At 69.1% G+C, this 25,063-nt stretch carries 23 protein-coding genes; 5 read left to right on the plus strand and 18 right to left on the minus strand.

Annotation, left to right across the window (positions count from 1 at the left end; genetic code table 11):
• Positions 1 to 403 precede the first annotated feature (403 nt).
• Entirely contained in the window at positions 404 to 1,846 is a 1,443-nt protein-coding gene (locus BMZ45_RS10915; protein WP_175489043.1) for a phosphatidylinositol-specific phospholipase C domain-containing protein, read from the plus strand.
• Positions 1,847 to 1,946: 100 nt separating this feature from the next.
• On the opposite strand, the gene BMZ45_RS10920 is transcribed toward BMZ45_RS10915, so the two are convergent.
• The 10 genes from BMZ45_RS10920 to serA all read right to left on the minus strand — a co-directional run bounded on the left by BMZ45_RS10920 (position 1,947) and on the right by serA (position 12,549).
• Complete coding sequence (locus tag BMZ45_RS10920; RefSeq protein WP_091636145.1) at positions 1,947 to 2,753, minus strand: ferritin-like domain-containing protein; 807 nt, start codon at positions 2,751 to 2,753, stop codon at positions 1,947 to 1,949.
• 95 nt (positions 2,754 to 2,848) lie between these two features.
• On the minus strand, positions 2,849 to 4,318 hold the full coding sequence (purF, locus tag BMZ45_RS10925) for an amidophosphoribosyltransferase (protein WP_091636148.1): 1,470 nt from the start codon (positions 4,316 to 4,318) through the stop codon (positions 2,849 to 2,851).
• 30 nt (positions 4,319 to 4,348) lie between these two features.
• The gene (locus BMZ45_RS10930; protein ID WP_091636151.1) at positions 4,349 to 5,125 is read right to left on the minus strand and encodes a CvpA family protein; all 777 of its coding nucleotides are present in this window, start codon (positions 5,123 to 5,125) and stop codon (positions 4,349 to 4,351) included.
• An 11-nt stretch (positions 5,126 to 5,136) separates the two neighbouring features.
• Entirely contained in the window at positions 5,137 to 6,204 is a 1,068-nt protein-coding gene (locus tag BMZ45_RS10935) for an SPOR domain-containing protein (RefSeq protein ID WP_091636153.1), read from the minus strand.
• A 201-nt stretch (positions 6,205 to 6,405) separates the two neighbouring features.
• On the minus strand, positions 6,406 to 7,326 hold the full coding sequence (locus BMZ45_RS10940; RefSeq protein WP_091636156.1) for a DUF2167 domain-containing protein: 921 nt from the start codon (positions 7,324 to 7,326) through the stop codon (positions 6,406 to 6,408).
• Positions 7,327 to 7,448: 122 nt separating this feature from the next.
• Positions 7,449 to 8,738 carry a bifunctional tetrahydrofolate synthase/dihydrofolate synthase gene (gene folC / locus BMZ45_RS10945; RefSeq protein WP_091636159.1) on the minus strand — a complete coding sequence of 430 codons (1,290 nt, stop codon included), beginning with the start codon at positions 8,736 to 8,738 and terminating at the stop codon, positions 7,449 to 7,451.
• A 91-nt stretch (positions 8,739 to 8,829) separates the two neighbouring features.
• Positions 8,830 to 9,630: a TonB family protein gene (locus BMZ45_RS10950; RefSeq protein ID WP_091636161.1), complete on the minus strand. Its 801-nt coding sequence runs from the start codon at positions 9,628 to 9,630 to the stop codon at positions 8,830 to 8,832.
• 227 nt (positions 9,631 to 9,857) lie between these two features.
• The gene (locus tag BMZ45_RS10955) at positions 9,858 to 10,268 is read right to left on the minus strand and encodes an energy transducer TonB (protein WP_091636164.1); all 411 of its coding nucleotides are present in this window, start codon (positions 10,266 to 10,268) and stop codon (positions 9,858 to 9,860) included.
• A 69-nt stretch (positions 10,269 to 10,337) separates the two neighbouring features.
• Positions 10,338 to 10,982, minus strand: coding sequence for a histidine phosphatase family protein (locus BMZ45_RS10960; RefSeq protein ID WP_091636167.1), 645 nt, complete (start codon positions 10,980 to 10,982; stop codon positions 10,338 to 10,340).
• A gap of 1 nt (position 10,983) precedes the next feature.
• The gene (gene serA, locus BMZ45_RS10965; RefSeq protein ID WP_056172477.1) at positions 10,984 to 12,549 is read right to left on the minus strand and encodes a phosphoglycerate dehydrogenase; all 1,566 of its coding nucleotides are present in this window, start codon (positions 12,547 to 12,549) and stop codon (positions 10,984 to 10,986) included.
• Between the two features lie 389 nt (positions 12,550 to 12,938).
• Here serA and BMZ45_RS10970 point away from each other — a divergent pair, with 389 nt between their 5' ends.
• Both BMZ45_RS10970 and BMZ45_RS10975 read left to right on the plus strand, forming a co-directional pair.
• Positions 12,939 to 13,169: a DUF6289 family protein gene (locus BMZ45_RS10970; RefSeq protein ID WP_056172473.1), complete on the plus strand. Its 231-nt coding sequence runs from the start codon at positions 12,939 to 12,941 to the stop codon at positions 13,167 to 13,169.
• A 119-nt stretch (positions 13,170 to 13,288) separates the two neighbouring features.
• Complete coding sequence (locus tag BMZ45_RS10975; protein ID WP_091636170.1) at positions 13,289 to 13,516, plus strand: DUF6289 family protein; 228 nt, start codon at positions 13,289 to 13,291, stop codon at positions 13,514 to 13,516.
• Positions 13,517 to 13,632: 116 nt separating this feature from the next.
• Here BMZ45_RS10975 and BMZ45_RS10980 read toward each other — a convergent pair whose 3' ends face one another.
• The 3 genes from BMZ45_RS10980 to BMZ45_RS10990 form a co-directional block, all read right to left on the minus strand.
• The gene (locus tag BMZ45_RS10980; RefSeq protein WP_139215464.1) at positions 13,633 to 13,995 is read right to left on the minus strand and encodes a hypothetical protein; all 363 of its coding nucleotides are present in this window, start codon (positions 13,993 to 13,995) and stop codon (positions 13,633 to 13,635) included.
• A 76-nt stretch (positions 13,996 to 14,071) separates the two neighbouring features.
• Complete coding sequence (locus tag BMZ45_RS10985) at positions 14,072 to 16,243, minus strand: S46 family peptidase (protein ID WP_091636176.1); 2,172 nt, start codon at positions 16,241 to 16,243, stop codon at positions 14,072 to 14,074.
• Between the two features lie 103 nt (positions 16,244 to 16,346).
• Complete coding sequence (locus BMZ45_RS10990; RefSeq protein WP_254776596.1) at positions 16,347 to 18,500, minus strand: S46 family peptidase; 2,154 nt, start codon at positions 18,498 to 18,500, stop codon at positions 16,347 to 16,349.
• 144 nt (positions 18,501 to 18,644) lie between these two features.
• Here BMZ45_RS10990 and tdh point away from each other — a divergent pair, with 144 nt between their 5' ends.
• Together tdh and kbl are read left to right on the plus strand one after the other, a co-directional pair.
• Complete coding sequence (gene tdh / locus BMZ45_RS10995) at positions 18,645 to 19,679, plus strand: L-threonine 3-dehydrogenase (protein ID WP_175489045.1); 1,035 nt, start codon at positions 18,645 to 18,647, stop codon at positions 19,677 to 19,679.
• Between the two features lie 133 nt (positions 19,680 to 19,812).
• Positions 19,813 to 21,006, plus strand: a complete 1,194-nt coding sequence (gene kbl / locus BMZ45_RS11000) for a glycine C-acetyltransferase (RefSeq protein ID WP_091636179.1) — start codon at positions 19,813 to 19,815, stop codon at positions 21,004 to 21,006.
• Positions 21,007 to 21,090: 84 nt separating this feature from the next.
• On the opposite strand, the gene BMZ45_RS11005 is transcribed toward kbl, so the two are convergent.
• The 5 genes from BMZ45_RS11005 to BMZ45_RS11025 form a co-directional block, all read right to left on the minus strand.
• Positions 21,091 to 21,582, minus strand: coding sequence for a hypothetical protein (locus BMZ45_RS11005; protein ID WP_091636181.1), 492 nt, complete (start codon positions 21,580 to 21,582; stop codon positions 21,091 to 21,093).
• 951 nt (positions 21,583 to 22,533) lie between these two features.
• Positions 22,534 to 23,040 carry a hypothetical protein gene (locus BMZ45_RS22000; RefSeq protein ID WP_254776597.1) on the minus strand — a complete coding sequence of 169 codons (507 nt, stop codon included), beginning with the start codon at positions 23,038 to 23,040 and terminating at the stop codon, positions 22,534 to 22,536.
• Positions 23,041 to 23,269: 229 nt separating this feature from the next.
• Positions 23,270 to 24,016: a pseudouridine synthase gene (locus BMZ45_RS11015; RefSeq protein WP_091636184.1), complete on the minus strand. Its 747-nt coding sequence runs from the start codon at positions 24,014 to 24,016 to the stop codon at positions 23,270 to 23,272.
• Between the two features lie 67 nt (positions 24,017 to 24,083).
• On the minus strand, positions 24,084 to 24,605 hold the full coding sequence (locus tag BMZ45_RS11020; protein WP_091636187.1) for a hypothetical protein: 522 nt from the start codon (positions 24,603 to 24,605) through the stop codon (positions 24,084 to 24,086).
• Between the two features lie 224 nt (positions 24,606 to 24,829).
• Positions 24,830 to 25,063 (minus strand): OmpA family protein (locus BMZ45_RS11025; RefSeq protein WP_139215471.1); only part of this gene is annotated, 234 nt, incomplete at its 5' end.

Genomic DNA, 25,063 nt, shown 5'->3' on the forward strand with positions numbered 1-25,063 from the left:
GATTTCCATCAGGGAGGCCGCCGTGCGTTGCAGATATCACTCCGGGCGGCATGCAGAGCGAAGCCGCGGAAGTCTGTCGATATCGTGTGTACGCGAGGTTGCAGTCAGAAGGCAGTTCGCCCGACAACGCTGCGCAGCGCACGCTCCCCAGCCCGATTCGCGCGCGCCAGCACCATGAATCGTCCACTCGCTTTCTGTGGGAGCGGCGTAAGCCGCGATGGAACCCGCTTGCGACGCGAGCCGGAAGCACGCCGGCAGCCGATCGCGGCTTACGCCGCTCCCACAGACAGCGGGGGCACGCGCGGCGGGGCGATGCGCCTGCGCCCTACCTGATTTCGGCGATTGCCGCGCCCGATCGCGCGCGGAACCATCGCGGCATCCGACACCCGTCCCGGAGTCCGCCATGCCCAACGCCTCGCGCGCCGTCGTCACCGATTGGATGCGGTACGTCGACGACAGCCGCTACCTGTCCGAACTCAGCATTCCCGGCACCCACGACAGCGTGACCGCGCTGTACCGCAGCGACATCGGCATGAAAGAGGGCTGGACCCGCTGCCAGGACCTGGATATCGAGGTCCAGCTGCAGCACGGCATCCGCTTTCTCGACATACGCTTGCGCTACGACAACGCGGTGTCGCCGCCGGTGCTGCGGCTGTGCCACGGCTCGTCGGACATGGAGCGCACGTTCGACTATGTACTGGGCGCCTGCGAGCGCTTCCTGGCCGCGCACAACTTCGAATGCATCGTGATGTCGGTGAAGAACGAGCAACCGGGCAGTCACGACCAGGCCTTCGCCGACCTGTTCGCGGCCAGCATCGCCCATTCCGGCAGCCGCGAGTTCTGGCATACCGGCAAGACGGTGCCCAAGCTGGGCGAGGTCAGGCGCAAGATCGTGCTGCTGCGCCGCTACCAACCCGGCTCGATCGGCATCGACGCCACCTACTGGCCGGACAACTGCCCGTTCCGATATCTCAACGCCGACGGCGTCCTCTTCGACGTGCAGGACGAATACAAGGTCTACTCGCACTTCAACCGCGCCAGCAAGTTCGACGTCTACGTCGAGCGGGCCCTGTCGGACGCGGTGCGCGACCCAGACAAACGCAAGCTGTTCATCAACTTCGCCAGCGGTACCGGGACGGTCTGGCCGATCACCCTGGCCGAAACCACCAACCCCAAGCTCTACCGGTTCTTTCGCGCCGCCGCGCCGGGACGCTATGGCATCGTGCCCATGGACTATCCGGAGCAGTTCACCGGCGGCATGTACCACGACTTGATCGCCGCCATCGTCAGCGCCAATCCCAGCGAAAGCCTGCGCGACGATGCCATCTACGAACTGCGGCCGCGACTGGCCCTGAACAGCCGCCTGACCGTGCTGGTCGGCGGGCGCGATGTCGGCATCTCCCAAGCCCTGACCGACCTGCCCCCGCTCTGGCCCGGCATGCCCACCCTGCCCGGCATGGCGCCGATGCCGACCGAAAGCGGGCAGCGCTGGCGCGTGCACAACGTCGGCGGCGGCTACTACCGCCTGCACGCGCTGAGCGCCCCGGACAAGGCGCTGACGGTGGTTGGCGGCGGCACCGCCGACGGCAGCGCGATCGCGATCGAAGCCGTGAACGGCCGCAACGATCAGCTATGGAAGTTCGAGCGCATGGGCGAGGACCCGGACCACCGGCGCCTGGACGCCGGCCTGCTCCGGATCAGCCCCAAGCACGCGCCACACTCGGTGCTGGACGTGTTCGGCGCTCGCCAGGAGAACGGCAGCCCGGTCAAGCTCTACCACTACTACGACAGCCTCTCGATCAACAACGCCTACGCGCAACGCTGGGTGCTGGTGCGCGTGGGCTGAGGCGCGCCCGGGCGGCCTCCACCATGACAGGCGGTCCCCGCGCGCGCCCCTGTTGCAGCAGCGAGCCACTGGATGGCCTGCGACGCGGATCAGGGCATGCTCAACGTTGGACGAAGGCCTCGAGCATGCGCAGTTCTTCGTCGTCGAAACCGGCCGCGCTGCGCGCTTCGAAGTTGAACGGGCCGTAGAGCACGGAGCGCGCGTATTCGGCCAGCAATTCGCGGAAGCGCGGTCCGGGTTCGATGCCGTCGCGTTCGCAATACCAGCGGAACCAGTGCGAGCCGGCGGCGACGTGCGCGACTTCCTCGCGCAGGATCGTTTCCAGGATCGCGACGGTGGCGGTGTCGCCCAGCGAACGCAGCTTGACGATCATGCCCGGCGTCACGTCCAGGCCGCGCGCCTCCAGCACGCGCGGCACCAGGGCCATGCGCGCGAGGCCGTCGTGGGCGGTCTTCTCGGCCATTTCCCACAGCCCGTTATGGGCGTCGAAATCGCCGTAGTCGTAGCCCAGCTCGCGCAGGCGCGCGCGCAGCAGGCTGAAGTGGCGCGCCTCGTCGTTGGCCACGCTCACCCAGTCGGCGTAGAACCGCGCCGGCAAGCCGCGGAAACGGTAGACCGCATCCCAGGCCAGGTCGATGGCGTTGAATTCGATGTGCGCGATCGCGTGCACGAACGCCGCGCGCCCCTCCTGGGTGCCGAAGCCGCGCTTGGGCAGGTCGCGCGGATGCACCAGCCAGGGCCGTTCGGGGCGGCCGGGCATGCGGACCGGCTCCGGCGCCGGCGCGTCGTCCGGCGCGCTCAGCTCGCCGCGCGCATGGGCGGCGGCGGCGGCGAAGGTCGCGGCGACCTTGTCCTCGGGCGTGGCGGCGTCCAGGCAGGCGCGCGCGGCGTCGAACAGGCTGGGCATGGCTCAGCCGGTCGGAGCAGCAGCGGAAGCGACAGCAAATCTCCCCTGCCCCCCTTTTGCAAAGGGGGGAAAGGCTGGAGCGAAAGCCAGGGGATTCACGAGACCCGGCGGGTCTTCTTGGCGTCGTCGGAGCGCAGCTGCTGCAGGCGCTCGAAGTAGCCCGTCTCGATCCCGGTCACGTACTCGCCGTTGAAGCAGGACGAATCGAAATGTTCGATGCGGTGCTTCGGGCCCGACACCGCCTGTTCCAGCGCGTCCAGATCCTGATAGATCAGCCAGTCGCAGCCGAGCAGGGTCTGCACTTCGTCGTCGCTGCGGCCGTGCGCGACCAGTTCGTCGGCCGAGGGCATGTCGATGCCGTAGATGTTGGGGTAGCGCACCGCGGGCGCAGCCGAGGCCAGATAAACCTTGCGCGCGCCGGCGTCGCGCGCCATCTGCACGATCTGCTTGGAGGTGGTGCCGCGCACGATCGAATCGTCGACCAGCAGCACCACCCGGTTGCGGAACTCCAGCGGGATCGGATTGAGCTTGCGGCGCACCGACTTCGCGCGCTCGCCCTGGCCCGGCATGATGAAGGTGCGGCCGACGTAGCGGTTCTTGATGAAGCCCTCGCGGTACTTCACGCCCAGCACGTTGGAGATTTCCAGGGCGGCGTCGCGCGAGGTATCGGGGATCGGGATCACCACGTCGATGTCGTGGTCCGGACGCAGGCGCAGGATCTTCTCGCCCAGGGTCTGGCCCATGCGCATGCGCGCCTTGTGCACCGAGACGTCGTCCATCATCGAATCCGGACGCGCGAAATAGACGAACTCGAAGATGCACGGCGCGTGCTGGCGCGGCTCGGCGCACATCTGGGTGAACAGCTCGCCGCGCGGCGTGACCACGATGCCCTCGCCCGGGCGCACGTCGCGCACGCGCTCGAAGCCCAGCAGGTCCAGCGCCACCGACTCCGACGCGATCGCGTACTCGTCCTGGCCGCCGCTGTGGCGCTTGCCCAGCACCAGCGGGCGGATGCCGTTGGGATCGCGGAACGCGACCAGGCCCAGGCCGAGCACGATCGCGACCACCGCGTAACCGCCGACGCAGCGCCGGTGCACGCCCTCGATGGCCTTGAACGCGGCTTCCGGGGTCAGCGCGCGCTGCATGTCCAGTTCGTGCGCGAACACGTTGAGCAGCACTTCCGAATCGGATTCGGTGTTGACGTTGCGGCGGTCCTGCTCGAACACGTCGCGGCGCAGCGCGTCGGTGTTGATCAGGTTGCCGTTGTGGGCCAGGGCGATGCCGAACGGCGAATTCACGTAGAACGGCTGGGCCTCGTCGGAGCCCTCGCTGCCGGCGGTGGGATAACGGCAATGGCCGATGCCGACCCGGCCATCGAGCAGGCGCATCGCCTTCTCGTCGAACACGTCGCTGACCAGGCCGTTGCCCTTGTGCACGCGCAGCTTGGCGCCGTCGGCGGTGGCGATGCCCGCCGCGTCCTGGCCGCGATGCTGGAGTACGGTAAGGCCGTCGTAAAGCTGGGCCGCGACGTCGTTGTGGCCGACGATGCCAAGTATGCCGCACATGATTCTGAGTCCTAAGGCTGTTGCGTGGAGTTACATCACGAAGGCTTCGTCCTGCTCGACCGGCATCGGCAGGGCTTCGTCGCGCTTCGGGCGAGGCGCGACTTCGAGCGGATCGCCCTGCGGCGCATCCTGCGAGGGCGTGCCTCCTGGCAGCGGGTCCTTCAGGCCCGCGCCCTTGAGCAAGGGCAGCACGCCGGCGTTGAGGATGGGCAGCACGTCCTGGCCGTAAGGCTGGCCGTTGCCACTACCCAGGCCCGGCAGGCCCTGCATGTTCAAGTCCATCTTGGGCAGCGACGGCATCCAGGCCGGCGCGCCGCCGCTGAAATCCATGGCCCGTCCGGCCCAGTCGGGCATCCAGCTGCGCACCATGCGCGCGCCGGGCACGAACAGCGGCACCAGCGTCGCCGAGCGCCACTCGCGCCTGTGCGCGAGCGGAGTGAAACCGACCAGCATCACCAGCATGCTCGCGATCAGGGCGCCGCGCGCGACGCCGACCACGAAGCCCATGGCGCGATCGACCCCGGACAGGCCGGACTCGTGGACCATGCGCTTGGCCACGTAGCCGACGACCCAGACGGTGACCAGCACGCCCAGGAAACACAGCGCGTAGCCGCCGAACATCTCGCCCAATCCGGGCGCGCCGTTGTCCGACAGCATCAAGGCGGCGCTGCCGCCGAAACCGAACGCGGCCCAGCCGGCCAGGACCCAGGCGGCCAGCGAGGCGACCACGCCAATGAAACCGCGCATCAGCCCCAACAGCGCCGATATCGCGACCACCGCCAGCAGAATCAAGTCGGCGGCGCCCATCGCGACCTCGCTCAGGGATGCGGACGGACGAGGCCGTCGACGCCGATCTTGGCCGCGGCCTGGCTTTTCAGCTTGTCGGCGTCGGCACGGTTGGCGACCGGACCCAGACGCACGCGGCTGAGCGTGCCCTTGTCGGTCCGGACCTGTTCCACGAAAGCGCTGAACCCGGCCGCGCGCGCGCGGTCGCGCAGCTTGTTGGCCTCCTCGGCGCTGCCGAACGCGCCCAGCTGCACCGCGAAACCGGTGTTGCTGGCGGCGGGCTTGCTCGGCGCCGGCGGCGCGACCGCGGGCTTGGCCGTTTCGGCCGCGGGCTTGGCGGCGGCGACCGGCGGCTTGGCCGGCGCGGCGACCGGCTTGGCCGGCTCGGGCTTGCTCGCGGCGGGCTTGGCCGGCTCCGGCGGCAGCGCGGCCGGCTTGGCGGCGCTGCGGCTGTCGCCCAGCGGTACCGCGGCCGACACGGTCGGGGCGGCGGCCGCGACCGGCTGCGAGGCCGAGGCGTTGGCGGGCGGCGTGGCGTCGGCGTCCAGGGTCACCACCTTGGCGCTGATGTCGTTGCGCACCTTGGTCGAAGCCAGGCGCGCGGTTTCGGCGTCCGCGCGCGAGCCGTAGGGCCCGATGCGTACGCGATAGAGGGTGCGGCCGTTGCCCGGCACGGCTTCCTGATACCCCGGCAGTTGCGCGCCGTGCAGGGCCGCGACCACCCGGTCGGCGTCGCCGCTGCTGGCATAGCTGCCGAAACTCACGGCGAAATCGCCGCCCGCGGTGGCGGCCGGCATGGCGCCGCTGGCCGCGGTCTTGGCGGCTTCGGCGGCGGTGTCCACGGTCGGCAGGGCCTCGCCCTGGGCGCCAGAGGCGGCCGGCGACAGGCCCAGGGCACCGCCGTTGGGCGCATCGCCCGGCGTCACCAGCGGCAGTTCGCGGGTTTCGAACTGGCCTTCGGGCTGTTCGGGCAGATTGAGCGGGACATCGGAGGCGCTGCTTTCCGGCGCCGGCCCCTTGATCAGCATGGGCAGGAAAATCACCGCCAGCGCGACCAACACCGCCGCGCCGATCAGTCGCTGTTTCAGGGCAGGTTCCATCGCTACTCGATCGCTCGCTGAGTCGGGTGCCGACGCGAATTATAGCGCCGCTTGGCAGTCGAGCCGGCGTTTACGGCACGCATGGCATTCAGGTAGCGCCCCGCTCGGCCCGCGCGACCGGCCCGATTGCGTCGCCAAGCCCGTCGCAACGGGCTATGCGCATGCGCGGACCGGTCGGCCCGCGCATGCCCGGGCGTGGGCTCAGCCGACCACGCCGCCGTCGCCGCCCTTCTTGTCGCGACGGAAGAAGCTCAGGATCTTGCCGAAGAAGGCGCCGATCACCAGCACCAGCGGGATCAACAGCTTCTTCAGGCCCAGCAGCAGCGCACCGATCTTGCCGAACAGACCGGCCTTGGCGGCGATGCCGCCGCCGACCAGCGCCGCCAGCCCGTAGGCCGCGGTCTTGTCGGTGCTGGAGTCGTAATCGGCGTAACGCGCGCCCTGGTCGAACTCGACCGCCGGCAGCAACTGCTGCATGCCGGTGCGGACCTGGCCGAGCTCGCCCATGCCGGCCACCGCGTTGAGGCTCAGGTAGCCACGACGGCCGAGCACGCGGATGTCGTAGTTGAGGGTGTGGTTCTCGCTGCCCTCGAAGGCGAGCTCCTTGGCCCAGTACAGCTTCTTGGCGCCGGCATCGTAGTGCGGCGGTTCGGCCCAGCCGACCAGTTCGATGCCGCCGTAGCCGGCTTCGCGTCGCTCCTTGCTGCCTTCTTTGGCCTCGTCCTTCATGTCCTGCAGCATTTGCGCATAGTCGATCTTGGCCGCGTCCTCGTCGGACACGTAACCCTCGTCGGCATAGGTCACCACCACCGCCCAGCCCTGGTCGCCCAGCAGGTCGCCGTCGCGCGGCACCACCATGCCCAGCACGTCGGCGTCGGGCGGATTGCCCCACAACTGCTCCAGCACCTTGCGCGCGTCGGCCGAGTCCAGGTAGCGGAACTCCTTGCCCAGGTTCAGATGCGCCTGCGCCTTGGCCACGGCGATCTGGCCGTCGTGATACTTCAGCGACTGCACGACCTGCGCGGTCTGCTGCTCGGCCGCCTTACGCTCGGCGTCCGTCGTTTCCTGGGCATGCGCGCCCGCCGCGACGGCCATCAGGCCGACCAGCATCCACTTCCACATTCGAATTCCCCATGAGCGGGCGTCCCCACGCCCTCGGCGCTAGTGTCGCCGCTGCGCGCGCGTAACAACAAGCCGGAACCCACCGGTTCGGCGCATGACCGACGCAAGTCAGCCGGGCGCGCTCACTGCGCGCCGAGGAACGCCAGCGCGGCGGCGGCGGTGTGGAAGGAGCCGAACACCAGGATGCGGTCGCCGCTTTCGGCGCGCGCGAGTGCGGCGCTCAATGCGGCGGCGACGTCCGGATGACGCTCGCCCTCGCCCGCCGCGCTGCCTTGCAGACGTTGGGCGAACGCGTCCACGTTGAGGCCGCGCGGGCCGCTGTCGGCCAGCCCGGCCAGATGCCATTCGTCCACGCCTTCGGCCAGCGCCGCGACCACGCCGGTGGCGTCCTTGTCGGCGAGCGCGGCGAACACCGCGCGCACGCGTCCCGCGCTCGGCGCGGCCGCCAGCCAGGCCGCGAGCTCGCGCGCGGCCTGCGGGTTGTGGCCGACATCCACCAGCACGTCCACGCCGTCGCGCTCGAACCGTTGCAGGCGGCCCGGCACGTGCGCACGCGCCACGCCCTCGGCGATCTGGGCCTTGCTCGGCGCGCCGCCCAGCGCGCGCAACGCCGCGATCGCGACCGCGGCGTTGCGCAACTGCGCCGGCGCCGACAGCCGCGGCATCGGCAGCTCGGCGCGGTAGCCGACTTCGCGCCAGCGCCATTGCAGCTCGGCGTCGATCTGCGCCGGCAGTGGCTCGAAGAAGAAATCGCAATTCGCGCGCACCGCCGAGGCGCCGATCGCGTAGGCGTGACGCAGCACGCTGGACGGTGGGTCGTCGTCGCCCAGCACCAGCGGCTTCCAGCCGCGTGCGATACCGGCCTTCTCGTAGCCGATGCTTTCGCGGTCGTCGCCGAGATAGTCCTGGTGGTCCAGGTCGACCGTGGTGATCACCGCCACGTCGGGATCGACCAGGTTGGTCGCGTCCAGGCGCCCGCCCAGGCCGACCTCGAGGATGGCCAGGTCGAGCTTGGCGCGCTCGAACAGCCACAACGCGGCCAGGGTGCCGTACTCGAAATAGGTCAGCGCGATCTCGTCGCCGTCCAGGCGCGCGGCTTCGATCGCCTCGAAGGCCGCGACCAGAGCCGCATCCTCGGCATCGCGGCTGTCGATGCGCACGCGCTCGTTGTAGGCCAGCAGATGCGGCGAGGTGTAGGCGCCGACGCGCTTGCCGGCGGCGCGCGCGATCGCCTCGATGAAGGCCACCGTGGAGCCCTTGCCGTTGGTGCCGCCGACCGTGATCACCTTGCGCGCCGGGCGTTTCAGACCCAGGCGCGCGGCCACGGCGCGGATGCGTTCCAGCCCCATGTCGATGGACTTGGGGTGGATGCGTTCGATATGGGACAGCCAGTCGGCGAGCGTGCGTTGCATGGCGCTATTGTCGCCCAGAACCCGCCCCGGGGGGATCGCGGCAGCGTCCGCGACCCGCCGCGACGCACGCGCCGGCGCCGCCCTCGAACGCTCAGGACTCCGGCGGCAGCGGCGGCGGCGGCCGGGTTTCCTGACGCGGCATGCTGCGCATGAAGTCCTCGAAGCGCGCGCATTCGCCCGCGCGCTGGGCTTCGCACAGGCCGCGGCTGAGCATGAAGGCGTTGCCGCCATCGCTGACCAGGCGCTGCCGGATCAAGGCCGGCACGAACGCCCAGCCTTCGTCGAACAGCGTCCACTGGGTGATGTCCAGCCCGTCGGCGCGCACGTACACCCGCGTGCCCGGCGGCGAATCGGGCTGCAGCTTGGCTTCGCGCTCCAGCATCGCCACGCTGGCGGCGATGGTGTCGTGCGCCAGCGGCTGCGGATCGGGGATGAACCCCTCGACCGTGCGATCGGCGCGCGCGGCCACGCGCGCAACCTGCATCGCCTGGTACTGCGCACGCAACTTGTCGAGCGACGGCTCGGCACCGCCGGGCACGGTCGACTCCTGCCTGGGCAAAAACTCGACCGGCACCCGCACCCGGCTCGGCCCTTCGGGGGACGGATTGAATCGCCAACTCCTGGCGGCCTCGCTGGCCGCCTCGTCCAGGGCGGCGATGCCCGAACCTTGCTCGACCACGATCTCGCCGGCCTGGCCGCAACGGTCCAGAGCGATCACCAGCACCACGGTCTTGGGCTCTTTGATATCGGGGCGGGGCTGAGCCGGCGGCCGCGGCCGTTGCGATGGCGGCGGGCAGTCCGTCGGTATCGCGGGCGCGCCCTCATCGGCCAAAACCGAACCCGGCGCGAGCGCCGAACCTGCAATGCACAGCGCCGCGAACAAAGCCCGCATGAATCCCCCTGGACGAAGTCTGGCCGCACGCTCGCGGCGAGTCCCAATTGAACCATGCGGCCTCGGGCATGCCTACGCGACACGATGCACCGCCTGGTCGCACTACAGGGCGTGGATCGTCGAGCCGAACCATGCGATATGCGGCAACCCGCCGACAAATCCGCGTTGCCTGGCACCGTAGCCGGACCGGCCCGACGCAGCCCGCCGGGAATCGCAGCGTCCCGCGACTAGGGCACGTCTTCCAGCAGTTCGAAGCGCACCGGCCGCCGCACCCGGCTGGTCACGGCCTCGCCGTCGCGATAGGCGGGCGTCATCCGCCAGCGCATCGCCGCCTCCAGCGCGGCCTGGTCGAATTCCGGATACCCCGAACCGCGTTCCATGCGCGCTTCCGCGATCCGGCCGCAGCGATCGATCGTCAGCACCAGCATCACCACCCCGGACAGGCCCTGCTCGGCCATCACCGGCGGATAAGTCGGCGGCTGCCGCGACGGCGCCGACGCCGGATCGTAGGCCGGGCAGTCGTCCGGCATCGTCCCGCTCTCGCCTGGCGATTGCGAGACCGATGGCGCGGTCGGCGATTGCGCCGCGGCCGTCGTGGCGAACGGCAGCAAGGCGACCAACAGCGGTCCTGATCTCATGACGCTCCCCAAGTCGGCCCGGATGCGGAACGATGCCGCGCCCGAGCGGACGCGGCATCGGGCCCGAGCTTACAACGCGCGGTGCACCGCTTCGCCGAACAACAAAGTGTGGTGACTGCAATCGTTGAGCCGGACCACGTCCAGATGGTCGACGTCGCTGCCTTCGAGCAGGTTGAGCGTGGTAGGCGCCTGGCGGAAGGTCCACAGTTTGGCCAAGGGAATGCCGAGCACCTTGCACAGCAGCACGCGGTTGACCGCATCGTGGGCGACCACCAGCAGGGTGTCGTGCTCCCCCAGGCCCTCGGTCGCGCGCGCGAACGCGGGCCAGGCGCGATCGAGCACGTGCTGGATCGATTCGCCGCCGGGCATCAGCACCTCGTGCGGCGCATCGCGCCAGGCCTGCAGGCGTTCGCCGTCGCGCTCGCGGATTTCGCTGGCGAGCAGGCCTTCCCAAGTGCCGTGGGCGATCTCCATCAGGCCGGGATCGAGCTGCAGGGTGGCCGCGCGCGCCTCGCCCAGCGCAAGCTCGGCGGTGCGGCGCGCGCGCACCAGCGGCGAGGCCACCGCGCGCGCGATCTCGACCTCGCGCAGGCGTTCGCCCAGCGCGGTCGCCTGGGCGATGCCGATCGGCGACAGCGGTATGTCCTCCTGGCCCTGATAGCGGCCTTCGGCGTTCCAGGGCGTTTCTCCGTGACGTGCGAGCAGGATGCGCATGTCAGACCTGCGCCAGCGAGAGGATGCCGGGGGTCGCGCGCAGGGTCGCGAGCTGTTCCTCGGTGACCGGCTTGTCGACCGTGATCGCGGCGCGCGCCTGGCCGTCGCCGGCCGCGCCCAGCGCGAAGTTCACGATGTTGACGCCGGCCGCGCCGAGCTGGCTGCCGACCAGGCCGATCATGCCGGGGCGGTCCTCGTTGCGCAGCAGCAGCACGTGCGCCTGCGGATCGAACTCGATCTCGACGCCGTCCAGGCGTACCACGCGCGGGCCGCGGTGCAGCGTCGCCTCGATCTCGCGGGTGCGGTTTTCGCCGACCACGCGCAGCTTGAGCAAGCGGTCGAAGCCGTCGCCGTCGCCGCCCAGGGTTTCGGCCACCGTCAGACCGCGCGCGGCGGCTTCCTGCAGGGCGTTGACCGGGGTGACGCGGCCGGAGGCGGTGCCGAGCAAGGCCGCCACCAGCAGGCGCGACAGCGGCCGCGTGTCGAGCGCGTCGGTGCGGCCGGCGTAGGTGATCTCCAGACGCGTCGGCGCCGGCACCAGGCGCGCGGCGAGGCGGCCCAGCGAGGACATCAGCGGCATCCACGGCCCGACCTCGCGCGCGGCCTCGGCGGTCAGCGGCGGCAGGTTGACGCAGCCGGCGACCGCGCCGGTGGCGACGAAGTCGATGATCTGGCGGGCCAGGATCGTGCTCACCGCCTGCTGCGCTTCGCTGGTGGACGCGCCCAGGTGCGGGGTCAGGATCAGCTTGGCGTTCGCGCGCAGCGGCGAGTCGGCCTGCAGCGGCTCGGTGGCGAAGGTATCGAGCGCGGCGCCGGCGATATGGCCCTCGTCCAGCAGGGTCAGCAGCGCGGCCTCGTCGACCAGCCCGCCGCGCGCGGCGTTGATCAGGTAGGCGCCCTTCTTCATCGCGCGCATGCGCGCTTCCGACAGCAGGTTGGTGGTTTCCTTGGTGCGCGGGATATGCAGGGTGACCACGTCGGCCCAGGCCAGCAGCTCGTCCAGGGTCTTGAGCGGCACGCTGCCCTTGCCGGCGGCGGACGCGGGCAGGAAGGGATCGTAGGCGGCCACTTCCATGCCGATGCCCTGGGCCTTGCGCGCGACCGTGCCGCCGATCCGGCCGAGACCGATCACGCCCAACTTCTTGCCTTCCAGCTCGAAGCCGGTCAGGCCGGCCTTGGGCCACTCGCCGGCCTTCATGCCGGCGTCGGCGCGCGGAATGTGGCGGGCCAACGCGAACAGCAGCGAGATCGCGTGTTCGGCCGCGGCCAGGGTGTTGCCGTCGGGCGCGTTCATCACCGCGATACCGCGCGCGGTGGCGGCGTCGACGTCGATGGTGTCCACGCCGGCGCCGGCGCGGCCGATCACGCGCAGCTGCTTGGCCTCGCGCAGGGCCTGGGCCGGCACCGCGGTGGCCGAACGCACCAGCACGGCGTCGACATCGGCCAGCGCCAGGGCCAGCACGTCGGGATCTTTGATCGGGGCGGGGGCGACGACGACGTCCCAGCCCGCCTCGCGGAACAGGGCCAAACCGTCTTCGTGGATGCCATCGCAGGCCAGTACTTTCATCGCAAGCTCCATTCGTGGGATGGGAGCGCGGAAAGCCTATGAGCCGGCACTGCGGGAACAGGATGCGGCTACCGGCGGGTCCTGGGAGGCACGGACCTTGGGCGACGCGGCCGCGATAAAGCGGCATCTGACACGGGTCGGGAGACGGGGCCGGCTGGCATGGGAATCCGCGACTGAAGGCGCAGAGTAGCAAAGCCCGGCGCGGTTGCAAGCGCCGCACGGGCGTCACCCTGCCGATGTGCCTGCCTAATCAATTCGCGACATCCAGGCGGACCGCGGTCACAAAGCCACGAAATCTTAGTTTCGGCCTCACCGCGCGCAAACAAATTTCTGCCTACGGTCGCAGCGCCGGCAACGACGCCGGCGCATTCGACGACAGGGAGTGGAAGATGCGAAAGAAGACCGCCTGGACCCTCGGCTTGCTGGCCGCGGCGACCATGGGCGCGGCGATCGCCGCGGTCGGGCCTACCGGCCCCGGCCAGTTCTATTACTACTACGACGCCAATGGCGCGGTGGTCGGCTACCAGGCCATCAACTGCGATGGCAGCCATGCGTCCTGGGGCAAGTTCACCAAGAACTACGCCGACGGCTACTTCATCTGCGACCCGGATCCGCGCTGAGCCGATCCGCCGACCCGCACCAGCGCACGCGCCACGACGCGCCTGCGCCCAGCCCACCACCACCCCGGCGCCCCGTCGCACAACCGCGTCGCACGCGCCGCATTCAAGGAGCCACACCCATGCGTAAGCGCCTCGTCATCGGCCTGGGCCTCGCCCTGGCCGTCTATGCCACCGCCGCACTCGCCCGCCCGCCCATCGCCGACGAGATCGGCGAGTTCTACGTCTATTTCGACGCCAACGGCCACGTGGTCGGCGAGTCCTCGATGGACTGCGACGGCACCTACTACCAGTCCGGCGTGCTGACTTCGCGGTACAGCTCGGGGCATGCGTTCTGCCCGGGGGATTGAGGCCCAACCGTTTAGCGATGAAAGGAGGCCGGGCGATGCCCGGCCTTTCGTTTTCGCGCCCGAGTCCGCGGCGGGCCCATTCGCGATTCCGCAATCCGACGCGCGATCGGTCGCTGTCAATGTGGGTACGGCACGATCGACAAGCCGCCGTCATCGTTGCACAGCAGCAGATAGCGTTTTCCGGCTTCGAAGCGATGTTCGATGTACGAGATCTGGTGACTGATCACCACGCCTTCCGGCAAGTTCGGGCATTGGCGACGGATGAGATGGTTCCCAGGCAGCAGCCGGATCGCCTCGCGTCCCAAGCCTATGCCGTCGACATCGACGAGCTCGCCGGCGAATGGAGCGATCGGCTTGCCGTCCGCGCCGGCCACATACAGCCGCGCCGATGCCGCCTCGAAATCGATGTTGCCCGACGGCATATTCGCGCATCCGATCATCGCCGTGGCCAGGAACGCCGCCGATAGCGCTCGATTCATCGTTCACCTGTTTCGCGAAGGACAATAAAAAAGGCCGGGCAATGCCCGGCCCCTGGTGCGAATCAATTGCAGCCGATTACTTCGGCGCGACGTTGAGTTCCTTCAGCAACTGCGGCGCTGGGTAGACTTCCTGCATGATCCAGCGCATGTAGCGCTGATCGACCGCGATCATGCGGGTCATGGTCGGGTCGAACACCCAGTTCGAGCTCACCGATTCCCAGTTGCCGTCGAAGGCCAGGCCGACCAGCTTGCCGCTGCCGTCCAGCACCGGCGAGCCGGAGTTGCCGCCGGTGATGTCCAGGTTGGACAGGAAGTTCACCGGCACCGTGCCCAGGCGCTTGTCGGTCAGGCCGCCGTAGCGCTTGGCCGCGATCGCCTCGAGCAAACTCTTGGGCGCGTCGAAGGGGTCGGTGCCGGTGGCCTTGGCCGCAACCTCCTCCAGCTTGGTGAACGGCACCTGCTTGCTGCCGTCGGTCTTGGTGTAGCCCATCACGTTGCCGAAGGTGATGCGCAGCGAGGAGTTCGCGTCCGGGTACACGAACTGGCCTTTGCTCTTCTTGTAGTCCGCGACCGCCTGCAGGTAGATCGGACGCGCGACCAGGGTGTCGCCGGCGCGGGTCTTGCCCTCTTCCTCCAGCTTGAGCACGGTCGGCATGATCGCCACCGCCAGTTGGATCGCCGGGTCCTTGCTCTTGTCGAACGCGGCGCGGTCGGCCTGCATCAGGCTCATGCGCTGCTCGGTGCTGCCCAGCTTGGTCTTGGCCAGCTTGTCGAGGGCGCGCTTGACCGCCTTGTCGTCGTTGCCGCCCAGCCACTTGTCGAGCGCCGGGATGCGCTGCCCGGCCGGCAGCTTGAGGTACTCGGCCAGCCAATAGGCCTGCAGCTGGCGGTCCATCTTGGGATCGTAACGACGCTCCATCTGCTTCATCGCGCCTTCGAACGAAGGCAGATCGCGCTGCTGATAGCCCTGCTCGCGCTCGGGATCGGGCTTGGCGCGTTCGATCGACAAACGATAGAGCTGCAGCGCGGCGCCGATCGCGCCGGTGTTGCGGAACTGGCTGAACACCAGGTCGCGTTCGCGATTGGCGCGCGCCTGATCGCCGATCTGGACCAGGGTTTCGTGCGCGGCCAGCGCCGGCTCGCCCTTGGCGCCCTGCTTGCGCAGCCAGTCCAGCACCGCGGCGTCCTCGGCGTGCTTCTTCTCGCTGGCGCCGATGCGCTGGAAGCCGTCGAGCTGGCCGTCGTAGTTTTTCATCGCGTTCTGCCAGCCGCGCACGGTGCTGGCGTACTTGACCGCGATGTCCGGGTTCTTGGCGCCTTCGGCCTGGACCAGCGCGACCAGCTTCTTGTAGTGGCCGCCGACGGTGGGATAGGTCCACTGCGCGGTGTTGTCGAAGTCCTCGGCCAGGGCGTAGCGGCTGGTCGAGCCCGGGTAGCCGGCGACCATCACGAAGTCGCCCGCGCCCAGCGGCTGGGTCGCGATCTTCAGCCAGTGCTTAGGCTGGTAGGGCACGTTGTCGGCGGAATACGCGGCGGGTTTGCCGTCCTTGCCGACGTAGGCGCGGTAGAACGAGAAGTCGCCGGTGTGGCGCGGCCACATCCAGTTGTCGACTTCGCCGCCGTAGTTGCCGACGCTGCCGGGCGGCGCGTAGACCAGGCGCACGTCCTTGATCTCGAGATTGCGGAACAGGCGATAGACGTTGCCGCCGGAGAAGCTGTAGAGGCGGCAGCGATAGCCGGCGTCGGCCTCGCAGGCGGCGACCAGGCTTTTCTCCACGCTTTCCAGCGCGCGGGTGCGGCCGATCGCGTCCGGCGCGGCGGCGATCGCGTCCTTGACCTGCTTGGTCACGTCCTGGATCGAGTCCAGCGCGTAGATGCGCGCGTTCGGGCCGGCGGAGACTTCCTGGCCCGGCGTGGCGGCGTTGAAGCCGTCGCGCATCAGGTTCTTCTCTGGCGTGGAGTTGAGCTGGATCGCGCCGTAAGCGCAGTGGTGGTTGGTCACCACCAGGCCCTGCGGCGACACGAAGCTGGCGGTGCAGCCGCCCAGCGAGACCACCGCGCCCATCGGGTCGCCGGTGAGGTCGGCCAGCTGCTTGGCGTTCAACTTCAGCCCGGCCTTCTTCAGCGGGCCGGCGATCTCCGGCAGCTGCTGCGGCACCCACATGCCCTCGCCCGCGTGCGCGAGGCCAGCCCCGACCGCGAACGTTCCCGTCATCGCCATGGCCGCAGCCAACGCCGTATATCGCATGCAACACTCCTTGCGCTAATCGACCGGCGAGTCTAGCCCGCCGGGGGTGGGCCCGGGCATGACGAAAGTCCTGCCCGGGCTGTTCATGTTTTGCCGGGCCGGCTTATTCGGCCGGCAACTGCATTTCCTTGAGCAGGTGCGGGGCCGGATAGACCTTGGCCAGCAGCCAGCGCAGGTAGCGCATGTCGACGTGGATGGCGCGCTTGTAGCGCGGATCGAACATCCAGCTGGCGCTCACCGCTTCCCAGTTGCTGTCGAAATTCAAGCCGATCAGCTTGCCGTGCGCGTCCAGCACCGGCGAGCCGGAATTGCCGCCGGTGGTGTCCAGGTTGGTCAGGAAATCGACGGTCTGGGTCTTGAGCTCGGGATCGACGGTGCTGCCGAAATCGCCCTTGGCGATCGCTCCGCGCAAAGTCGCCGGCGCGTCGAACGGATCCGCGCCGGTGTGCTTCTCGACGATGCCCTGCACCGTGGTCAACGGGCGGTAGCGCACGCCGTCGCGCGGGTCCATCGCGCTGACCTTGCCGTAGCTCACGCGCAAGGTGGAATTGGCATCCGGATAGACCGCGCGGCCCTGCGATCGGCGGAAGCCGATCAAGGCGCGCATGTAGGCCGGGCGCAGGCGCAGCAGCTCGCCCTCGCGGGTCTTGCTGTCCTGTTCCAGGCGCAGCAGCGCCGGCATCAGCGCGGCGGCGGCCCTGAGCAGGCTGTCGTCGGAGGCCTGCAATTCGGCGGCCGGTGCGTTCATCAGGCGCAGGCGTTCGGCTTCGTCGCCGAGTTTGGTGCCGGCGTACAAGGTGTCGAGCGCGGCTTGCAGTCCGTCCGCATCGCCGCCCGCGAACACCGCGTCGAACTCGGCGACGCGCTGGTCCTTGGGCAGGCCCTGGTACTGGATCAGCAGGTCGCGCAGCAGCTGCTTCTCGACGTTCGGCGCGTAACGGCGCTGGACCTGCTTGAGCTGGCCGGCGATCAGGGTTTCGTCGCGCTGCTGATAGCCGGACTCGCGCTGCGCGTCAGGCTTGGCGCGCTCGGCCGCCAGTCGCTGCAAGGTGATCGCGGCGCGCAGCAGTTGGCTCTGGCTGCGGATCGCGGTCAGCAGCTGGTCGCGCTCGGCGGTCTTGGCGGCCGCGTCCAGCACCTTCTGCGCGGCGTCGATGTCGGCGCGGATCGTCTTGGCGTCGCGCTGCTGGCCCAGCCAGGCCAGCATCGCGGCTTCGTCCTGCGCGCGCACGCGCACCGCGTCGCTGCGGCGCAAGCCGTCGAGCTCGCCCTGGGCGCGCTTGAGGGTGTTCTTGGCGCTGGCGACCTGGGCCGCGTACAGCACCTTGGTGGCGGGATCGCTGGCGGTGGCGCGCTCGATCACGCCAATCGTGCGATCGAACAGCGCCACCCGCGAGGGCAGCTGCCATTCGATCTGCTGCTTGAATTCCGAGGCCATGCGATGACGGAAGGTCACGCCCGGATAGCCGGCCAGCATCGCGTAATCGCCTTCGCGCACCGGATCGGTGGACACCTGCAGATGACCCGGCGGCTGGTAGGGCACGTTGTCGGGCGAGTAGTCGGCGGGCTTGCCGTCGCGGCCGACGTAGGCGCGCAACAAGGTGAAGTCGCCGCTGTGGCGCGGCCACACGAAGTTGTCGATCTCGTCGCCGTAATTGCCGATGCTGTTGGGCGGCGCATAGACCAGGCGGATGTCGCGCAGTTCGAGCTGGCGGATCAAATAGAAGTCGGTGCCGTAGTACATGTTGGCGACGCTGCAGCGCACGCCCGGCTCGCGCTCGCAGTCGGCCACCGCGGCCTTGGTCGCCGCGTCGACCGCGTCGTAATAGGCGCGGCCGCGCTTGCCGCGCGCGTCGGCGAGGATGCGGTCGGTGATCTTGTCGAAGCCGGTGGTGACCAGCACGCGGTAGTCGGGATTGGCTGGCAGCTCGGCGGCGCGGTCGGCGGCGATATAGCCCTGGCCGATCAGGTCGCGCTCGGGCTTGGAGTTGTACTGGATCACCCCGAAGGCGACGTGGTGGTTGGTCAGCACCAGGCCGTCGGCGGACACGAAGGCGCCGGTGGCGCCGCCGACCTTGACCACGGCGTTCATCGGCGGCTTGGCCAGTTCGGCCAGGTCGCCCGGCTGGCCCTGGAACCCGGCCGCGCGCAGCTGTCCGGCGATCTCCGGCAATTGCGAGGGCATCCACATGCCTTCGTCGGAGTGGGCGGGCGCGGCGCACAGGGCCAGGGACAGGGCTAACAGACGGGGGCGCATGGTCGATCCGGAGCGGAGGGAAGCGGCGACGATAGGCGATGCGGACCGGACCGGGCAAACCCGGACCGGCCCCGGCGCGGGTCGGGGGCGTATAATTTCGGCCTCTTTCCGCGCCTCCGCGCGGCACTCGAAGGCAAGCACCCCATGACGCAAACGATGAAGGCATTGGTCAAGCGCGAAGCCGGCAAGGGCATCTGGATGGAACAGGTGCCGGTGCCCGCGCCGGGCCCGAACGAGGTCCTGATCAAGCTCGAGAAGACCGCGATCTGCGGCACCGACCTGCACATCTATCTGTGGGACGAGTGGAGCCAGCGCACCATCAAGCCCGGCCTGGTGATCGGCCACGAGTTCGTCGGCCGCGTGGTCGAGCTCGGCGCCGGCGTGTCCGGCTACACGATCGGCCAGCGCGTCTCCGCCGAAGGCCACATCGTCTGCGGGCATTGCCGCAACTGCCGCGCCGGCCGCCAGCACCTGTGCCCGAACACCACCGGCATCGGCGTGAACCGCAACGGCGCGTTCGCCGAGTACATCGTGATGCCGGCCAGCAACTTGTGGCCGATTCCCGACCAGATCCCCAGCGAGCTGGCCGCGTTCTTCGATCCCTACGGCAACGCCGCGCACTGCGCGCTGGAATTCGACGTGGTCGGCGAGGACGTGCTGATCACCGGCGCGGGCCCGATCGGCATCATCGCCGCCGGCATCTGCAAGCACATCGGCGCGCGCAACGTGGTGGTCACCGACGTCAACGACTTCCGCCTCAAGCTGGCCGCCGACATGGGCGCCACCCGCGTGGTCAACGTCGCCAACCAGTCGCTGAAGGACGTGATGGCCGACCTGCACATGGAAGGCTTCGACGTGGGCCTGGAGATGAGCGGCAATCCGCGCGCCTTCAACGACATGCTCGACTGCATGTACCACGGCGGCAAGATCGCCATGCTCGGCATCATGCCCAAGGGCGCCGGCGTGGACTGGGACAAGATCATCTTCAAGGGCCTGACCCTGCACGGCATGTACGGCCGCAAGATGTACGAGACCTGGTACAAGATGACCCAACTGGTGCTGTCGGGCTTCCCGCTCGGCAAGGTGCTCACCCATCAGCTGCCGATCGACGACTTCCAGAAGGGCTTCGACCTGATGGAAACCGGCAAGGCCGGCAAGGTCGTGTTGAGCTGGAATTAGTGAAGCAGGAGTGAGCGTGGAGAAGTGAGGAGCGAGTAACAGCCTCCTCGCCAGCTCTCGCTCACTTCTCACTCCTCCACGCTCACTCCTCGTTCCTAGCTCCACCCCCTATCCAATCGCGGCCATCCCCACCATGTCCCTGACCCAGCGTTACGCCGACACCCTCGACGAAATCCGCGCCGCCGGACTGTTCAAGTCCGAGCGCGTGATCACCAGTCCGCAGTCGGCCGAGATCACCCTCGCCGACGGCCGCACGGTGCTGAACTTCTGCGCCAACAACTATCTGGGCCTGGCCGACCATCCGGAGGTGATCCAGGCGGCCAAGGACGCGCTGGACACTCACGGTTTCGGCATGGCCTCGGTGCGCTTCATCTGCGGCACCCAGGACCTGCACAAGCAGCTTGAGAAGACCATCGCGGACTTCTTCGGCACCGAAGACACCATCCTGTATGCGGCCTGCTTCGACGCCAACGGCGGCCTGTTCGAGCCGCTGCTGGACGAGAACGACGCGATCATCTCCGACGCGCTCAACCACGCCTCGATCATCGACGGCGTGCGCCTGTGCAAGGCCAAGCGGTTCCGCTACGCCAACTGCGACATGGCCGATCTGGAGCGGCAGCTGCAGGCCGCCGACGCGGCCGGCTGCAAGACCAAGCTGATCACCAGCGACGGCGTGTTCTCGATGGACGGCTTCATCGCGCCACTGGACGAGATCGTCGCCCTGGCGCGCAAGTACAACGCCCTGGTGCATATCGACGAATGCCACGCCACCGGCTTCCTCGGCGCCAGCGGCCGCGGCTCGGCCGAGGTCAAGGGCGCGATGGACGGCATCGACATCTATACCGGCACCCTGGGCAAGGCCATGGGCGGCGCGCTCGGCGGCTTCACCACCGCCAGGAAGGAAGTGATCGAACTGCTGCGCCAGCGTTCGCGCCCCTACCTGTTCTCCAACTCGCTGCCGCCGCACGTGGTCGCGGCCGGCATCAAGGCCTTCGAAATGCTGTCGGCCGCCGGCGAGCTGCGCGAGCGTCTGGCCGAGAACACCGCTTACTTCCGCGAGCGGATGACCCAGGCCGGCTTCGACATCAAGCCCGGCGTGCACCCGATCGCCCCGGTGATGCTGTACGACGCGCCGCTGGCGCAGAAGTTCGCCGCGCGCCTGCTCGAAGAGGGCATCTACGCGATCGGCTTCTTCTTCCCCGTCGTGCCGCAGGGCCAGGCGCGCATCCGCACCCAGATGTCGGCCGCGCACACCCGCGAGCACCTGGACCGCGCGATCGCGGCGTTCGTGAAGATCGGCCGCGAACTGGGCGTGATCGCGGCCTGAGCCGCGTCGCGGCGCCGCAAGGGCGCCGCTTGCGACCGGGCCGCCGCACTGCGGCGACCCGGCGCACGACAGAACCGCCGCGACTTACTGCGCGGCCGCCATTTCCAGCGCGCACTGCTGCAGGCTCTGGGTGAGCTGCTGGATCGAGATCTGGGCCTGGATCCGGCTCTGATACGAGGTCGGCTGCTGCGCCAGCACCGACAACTGCACCGACAGCTGCAGCGATTCCAGGCTGGCGAGCTCGCTGTAGGCCACGGCGCGCTCTTGCGGCGCGCGATGCACGAACTGGCCGTTGTTGAGCGTGGCGGTGTTCTCCATCTTGAGCTGCATCACGCTCATGTTGAGCAGCTGCGCATTGACCTGGGCGGCGCTGAAGGCTTGGCGCGCCTGAGTCACGTGGCCGGCGTTGAGGTGGGCCTCGGCCACTTGGAACTGCAGCTTCACCTGCATGAAGTTGAGCTGCGCCATCTGCATATGCTGGTTGGCGGCGGTGGGATCGGCCAGGGCCAGCGGGCTGGCGATCAGCAGCAGGGACAGCAGCAGGGCCTGGATCGCGGAATAGGTGTTACGAAGCATGGTTCTCTCCTTGAGATTCGGGGGAAGCGCGCGTGCGCGCGCGGCGACGCCGCGCCGAGCAGGGTCGGTGCGGATCGCATCGGTTGAGTCGATGCCGGCATCCTCGACGGATCGCGGGATCCGGGCCGGCTGGCCACCTCCTTGTGTCGATAGCCGGGTCCTTCATGGACCCGGTGGGCGCTGCGACGCGGTGTGCGTCGGCTCGGCGCCGCGAGGCCCGAGACTAGCCCAGGGATGCGAGACGCGGCCAGTGCCCGTGGGCTCGCGCCCGATTAGGCAAAGATGCGATGGCGCATGAAACTTGCGTCGCGCGTGCGGCTCAATCGCGGCTTACGCCGCTCCTACAGAAGGCGTTGCGTCGCGCTGGCGGTCCCCGTTTGAGAAGGGGGATGGACGGGAGGTTGGCGCTTGGATCCGCGTCTGCGGTTCGGTCGCGGCTTTTAACCGAAGGAGCCCCGGCGGGACGCCGCTCCTATCCCACAGCGGTGCTGCGCTATGGGATTCATGCTTTTGATTCCTGTGGGAGCGGCGTAGGCCGCGATGGCGCGCCGTGAAACTTGCGTCGCGCGCGTGGCCCAATCGCGGCTTACGCCGCTCCCACAGAAGGCGTTGCGTCGCGCTGGCCGTCCCCGTTTGAGGAGGGGCATGGACGGGAGGTTGGCGCTTGGATCCGCGTCTGCGGTTCGGTCGCGGCTAATGACCGACGAAGTCCCTGTGGGACGCCGCTCCTACCCAAAGCGGTGCTGCGCTGTGGGACTCATGCTTTTGATTTCTGTGGGAGCGGCGTAAGCCGCGATGGCACACCGGTGAAACTTGCGTCGCGCGTGTGGCCCAATCGCGGCTTACGCCGCTCCCACAGAAGGCGTTGCGTTGCGCTCGTCCCCTCCACCCTTCAAAAAAAGGGGGATCGAGGGGATTTGCGCTTCCGCGAACGCGAATGCGTGCGAGGCGTCAGCGCTCGCGCGCGATGCGGCGGCGCTTGTCTTCCTTGCGCACCGGCGTCGGCGCGCCTTTGGCCACGCGCACGCCCTTGGCCTTCATCCAGGCGTCGAACTCGTCGGCGGTCATGCGCTTGCCGTTCTGCTCCATGTTGAAGCGCCAGGGCGTGTTGTCGTAACGGGTCTTGGGCTTGTAGGCCGCGGGTGCGGCGGTGTCGGCTTTGGCCTCGCCGCCGCGCTTGCGCTTGTCGCGGCGCGCGGTCAGTTGCGTGCATGCGCCCAGCGGCGACGGCGCCAGCGAAGGCGACAAGGCTTCGGCTTGGCCGAAGGCCTGCGCGAGCGCCCCGCCCGTCCCTGCGCTCGCGCGCCGCGCCAGCCTGGGCGAGGCGGCCGCCGGCTCCAGCAACAGCGCAACTTCGGCCTGCACCGCCGCAACGTCGCCGGCGCCGCAAGGCCGTTCCTGCGCAGCCAAGCCGTTCGCGCACAGCAGCAGGAATACCGCCATCGTGATCTTGCGCATCTCGCACACTCCCCAAGTCCGGCCATCGGTCCCGGAGGAGTCTAGGTGCGCACTTCGCAACTCAAAGGTGGTAAACGGTGCGCTCCGGCACAGTCCCGCGCAAACGCATCGGCCGATGTCGCGATCGCGGCGCGCGCGCACGTCGCGATGCCGCAGCGGCGCACGTTTTTTTCGGGCAGGCGACGCGTCGGTTCAGCGTTCGCGGCGATGCGGTCGACGCGAATGCGCGTCAGCGCGAGAGTTGCGCAAGCTCGGACTCGCTGAGCATCCGCCACTGGCCCTTGCCGAGCTCGCCCAGGGCGAGTTCGCCGATCGCGACCCGCAGCAGACGCAGCACGCCGATGTCGAACGCGGCCAGCAGGCGGCGGATCTGGCGGTTGCGGCCTTCGTCCAGCACGATCTCCAGCCAGGCGTTCTTCTCGCCGCTACGCAGCAGGCGCGCGGACTTGGCGCGCAGCGCCACGCCGTCCTCGACCACGCCGGCGACCAGCGCCGCGAGCGCGGCCTCGTCGGGAATCGTGTCGATCTGGACGTGATAGGTCTTGTCCGGCCCGTGCTCGGGATCGGTGATGCGCGCAGCCCATTCGGGATCGTTGCAGAACAGCAGCAGGCCTTCGCTGGCCTGATCCAGACGCCCCACCGGCGCCAACCAGGGCAAGGGCGCGCCCTGCCACCGGGCGCCGTCGAGGCAACGGTAGACGGTGTCGCGGCCGCGCTCGTCGCGGGCGGTGGTGACCAGGCCGCGCGGCTTGTTGAGCATCAGGTACAGGCGCGGCGCCTGATCGATGTCGCGGCCGTCGACGGCGATGCGCGGGCGCGCGCGCGGGCCGCTGGAAATAGGGAATTCGGGATCGCGCACCACCCGTCCGTCGACCGCGACGCGGCCGGCGGCGATCCAGCGCGCGGCTTCGGTGCGCGAGCACAGGCCCTGCTTGGACAGCACGCGGGCGAGGCCGTGGCGGGGCGTGGTGGTCATGGCGGCGGCCGCGCGCGCAGCGCGGCCTCGATGGCGAAGGAGAACGAACCGCGCGCGGACGCGGCGCTTACTTCTTCTTGCCCTTCTTCTCGTCCTTGGGCGCTTCGACCACCGGCGCCGGCGCCGGCGCGGGGGCCGGTGCGGCGGCGCCCGGGGCGCCCTTGGCCACGCGCACGCCCTTGGCCTTCATCCAGGCGCTGAACTCGTCGGCGGTCATGCGCTTGCCGCCCTGGCTCATGTCGAAGCGCCAGGGCGTGTTGTCGAACTGGGTCTTGGGCTTGTACGCGGCCGGATCGTTGGAGGTCGGCATGCCGCCCGCGGCCGGCTTGGCGTTGGCCAGGTTGCAGCCTTCGATGCGCATGCGCAGCAGCACGCGGTCCACCGACAGGGATTCGTCCAGGGCCTGCGAGAGCACGCCGGTGGCCGAGCCGAGCTGATAGTTGGGGGTGACCAGTTCCGGAGCGATCGGGGCGATCACGGTCGGCTGCACCGGCAGCGCGGGCGCGGTGATCGAGCCGCAGTTGCCGACTTCGGCTTGGGCGATCGTAGCGATGAACAGCAGCGGCGCTGCAGCTAGGACACGATGCATGGCGAACTTCCTCCGGTCTGGCCGTCGCGATGTCCCGACGGGGTCCGGACACGACCCAGGCAGTGTAGGCGCGGGGGCCGGATCGGACAACCGCGCATGCGCGCGTTCACCGCGGTTTCGCCGTTGCGATCACATTCCCGGCCGCGGCGCGCAAAAAGACGAAGCCCGGCACGGGGCCGGGCTTCGTGTGTTGCGGCAGGTTCCGTAGAACCGGCTGGCGTCCCTTAGTTCTGGGAGTTCAGCTCGGTACGGCGGTTGACCTCGCTCTTGCAGCCCGGGAACGCCTGGCCCTTGTCTTCCAGCGGACGGCTCTCGCCGTAGCCGTTCGGACCCGACAGACGCGCGGCGTCGACGCCGTTGCTGGTCAGGTAGTCGTACACGGTCTGAGCGCGACGCTCGGACAGCTTCTGGTTGTAGGCGTCCTTACCGCACTGGTCGGTGTGACCGGCGACTTCGAC

Origin of the sequence: Lysobacter sp. cf310, from assembly GCF_900114355.1 — a bacterium.
GTDB lineage: Bacteria > Pseudomonadota > Gammaproteobacteria > Xanthomonadales > Xanthomonadaceae > Lysobacter.

Excerpts from the sequence above, each read along its gene's own strand:
- BMZ45_RS10915 (WP_175489043.1), top strand. The coding sequence starts at position 404 with ATGCCCAACGCCTCGCGCGCCGTCGTCACCGATTGGATGCGGTACGTC.
- BMZ45_RS10920 (WP_091636145.1), bottom strand. The coding sequence starts at position 2,753 with ATGCCCAGCCTGTTCGACGCCGCGCGCGCCTGCCTGGACGCCGCCACG.
- purF (WP_091636148.1), bottom strand. The coding sequence starts at position 4,318 with ATGTGCGGCATACTTGGCATCGTCGGCCACAACGACGTCGCGGCCCAG.
- BMZ45_RS10930 (WP_091636151.1), bottom strand. The coding sequence starts at position 5,125 with ATGGGCGCCGCCGACTTGATTCTGCTGGCGGTGGTCGCGATATCGGCG.
- BMZ45_RS10935 (WP_091636153.1), bottom strand. The coding sequence starts at position 6,204 with ATGGAACCTGCCCTGAAACAGCGACTGATCGGCGCGGCGGTGTTGGTC.
- BMZ45_RS10940 (WP_091636156.1), bottom strand. The coding sequence starts at position 7,326 with ATGTGGAAGTGGATGCTGGTCGGCCTGATGGCCGTCGCGGCGGGCGCG.
- folC (WP_091636159.1), bottom strand. The coding sequence starts at position 8,738 with ATGCAACGCACGCTCGCCGACTGGCTGTCCCATATCGAACGCATCCAC.
- BMZ45_RS10950 (WP_091636161.1), bottom strand. The coding sequence starts at position 9,630 with ATGCGGGCTTTGTTCGCGGCGCTGTGCATTGCAGGTTCGGCGCTCGCG.
- BMZ45_RS10955 (WP_091636164.1), bottom strand. The coding sequence starts at position 10,268 with ATGAGATCAGGACCGCTGTTGGTCGCCTTGCTGCCGTTCGCCACGACG.
- BMZ45_RS10960 (WP_091636167.1), bottom strand. The coding sequence starts at position 10,982 with ATGCGCATCCTGCTCGCACGTCACGGAGAAACGCCCTGGAACGCCGAA.
- serA (WP_056172477.1), bottom strand. The coding sequence starts at position 12,549 with ATGAAAGTACTGGCCTGCGATGGCATCCACGAAGACGGTTTGGCCCTG.
- BMZ45_RS10970 (WP_056172473.1), top strand. The coding sequence starts at position 12,939 with ATGCGAAAGAAGACCGCCTGGACCCTCGGCTTGCTGGCCGCGGCGACC.
- BMZ45_RS10975 (WP_091636170.1), top strand. The coding sequence starts at position 13,289 with ATGCGTAAGCGCCTCGTCATCGGCCTGGGCCTCGCCCTGGCCGTCTAT.
- BMZ45_RS10980 (WP_139215464.1), bottom strand. The coding sequence starts at position 13,995 with ATGAATCGAGCGCTATCGGCGGCGTTCCTGGCCACGGCGATGATCGGA.
- BMZ45_RS10985 (WP_091636176.1), bottom strand. The coding sequence starts at position 16,243 with ATGCGATATACGGCGTTGGCTGCGGCCATGGCGATGACGGGAACGTTC.
- BMZ45_RS10990 (WP_254776596.1), bottom strand. The coding sequence starts at position 18,500 with ATGCGCCCCCGTCTGTTAGCCCTGTCCCTGGCCCTGTGCGCCGCGCCC.
- tdh (WP_175489045.1), top strand. The coding sequence starts at position 18,645 with ATGACGCAAACGATGAAGGCATTGGTCAAGCGCGAAGCCGGCAAGGGC.
- kbl (WP_091636179.1), top strand. The coding sequence starts at position 19,813 with ATGTCCCTGACCCAGCGTTACGCCGACACCCTCGACGAAATCCGCGCC.
- BMZ45_RS11005 (WP_091636181.1), bottom strand. The coding sequence starts at position 21,582 with ATGCTTCGTAACACCTATTCCGCGATCCAGGCCCTGCTGCTGTCCCTG.
- BMZ45_RS22000 (WP_254776597.1), bottom strand. The coding sequence starts at position 23,040 with ATGCGCAAGATCACGATGGCGGTATTCCTGCTGCTGTGCGCGAACGGC.
- BMZ45_RS11015 (WP_091636184.1), bottom strand. The coding sequence starts at position 24,016 with ATGACCACCACGCCCCGCCACGGCCTCGCCCGCGTGCTGTCCAAGCAG.
- BMZ45_RS11020 (WP_091636187.1), bottom strand. The coding sequence starts at position 24,605 with ATGCATCGTGTCCTAGCTGCAGCGCCGCTGCTGTTCATCGCTACGATC.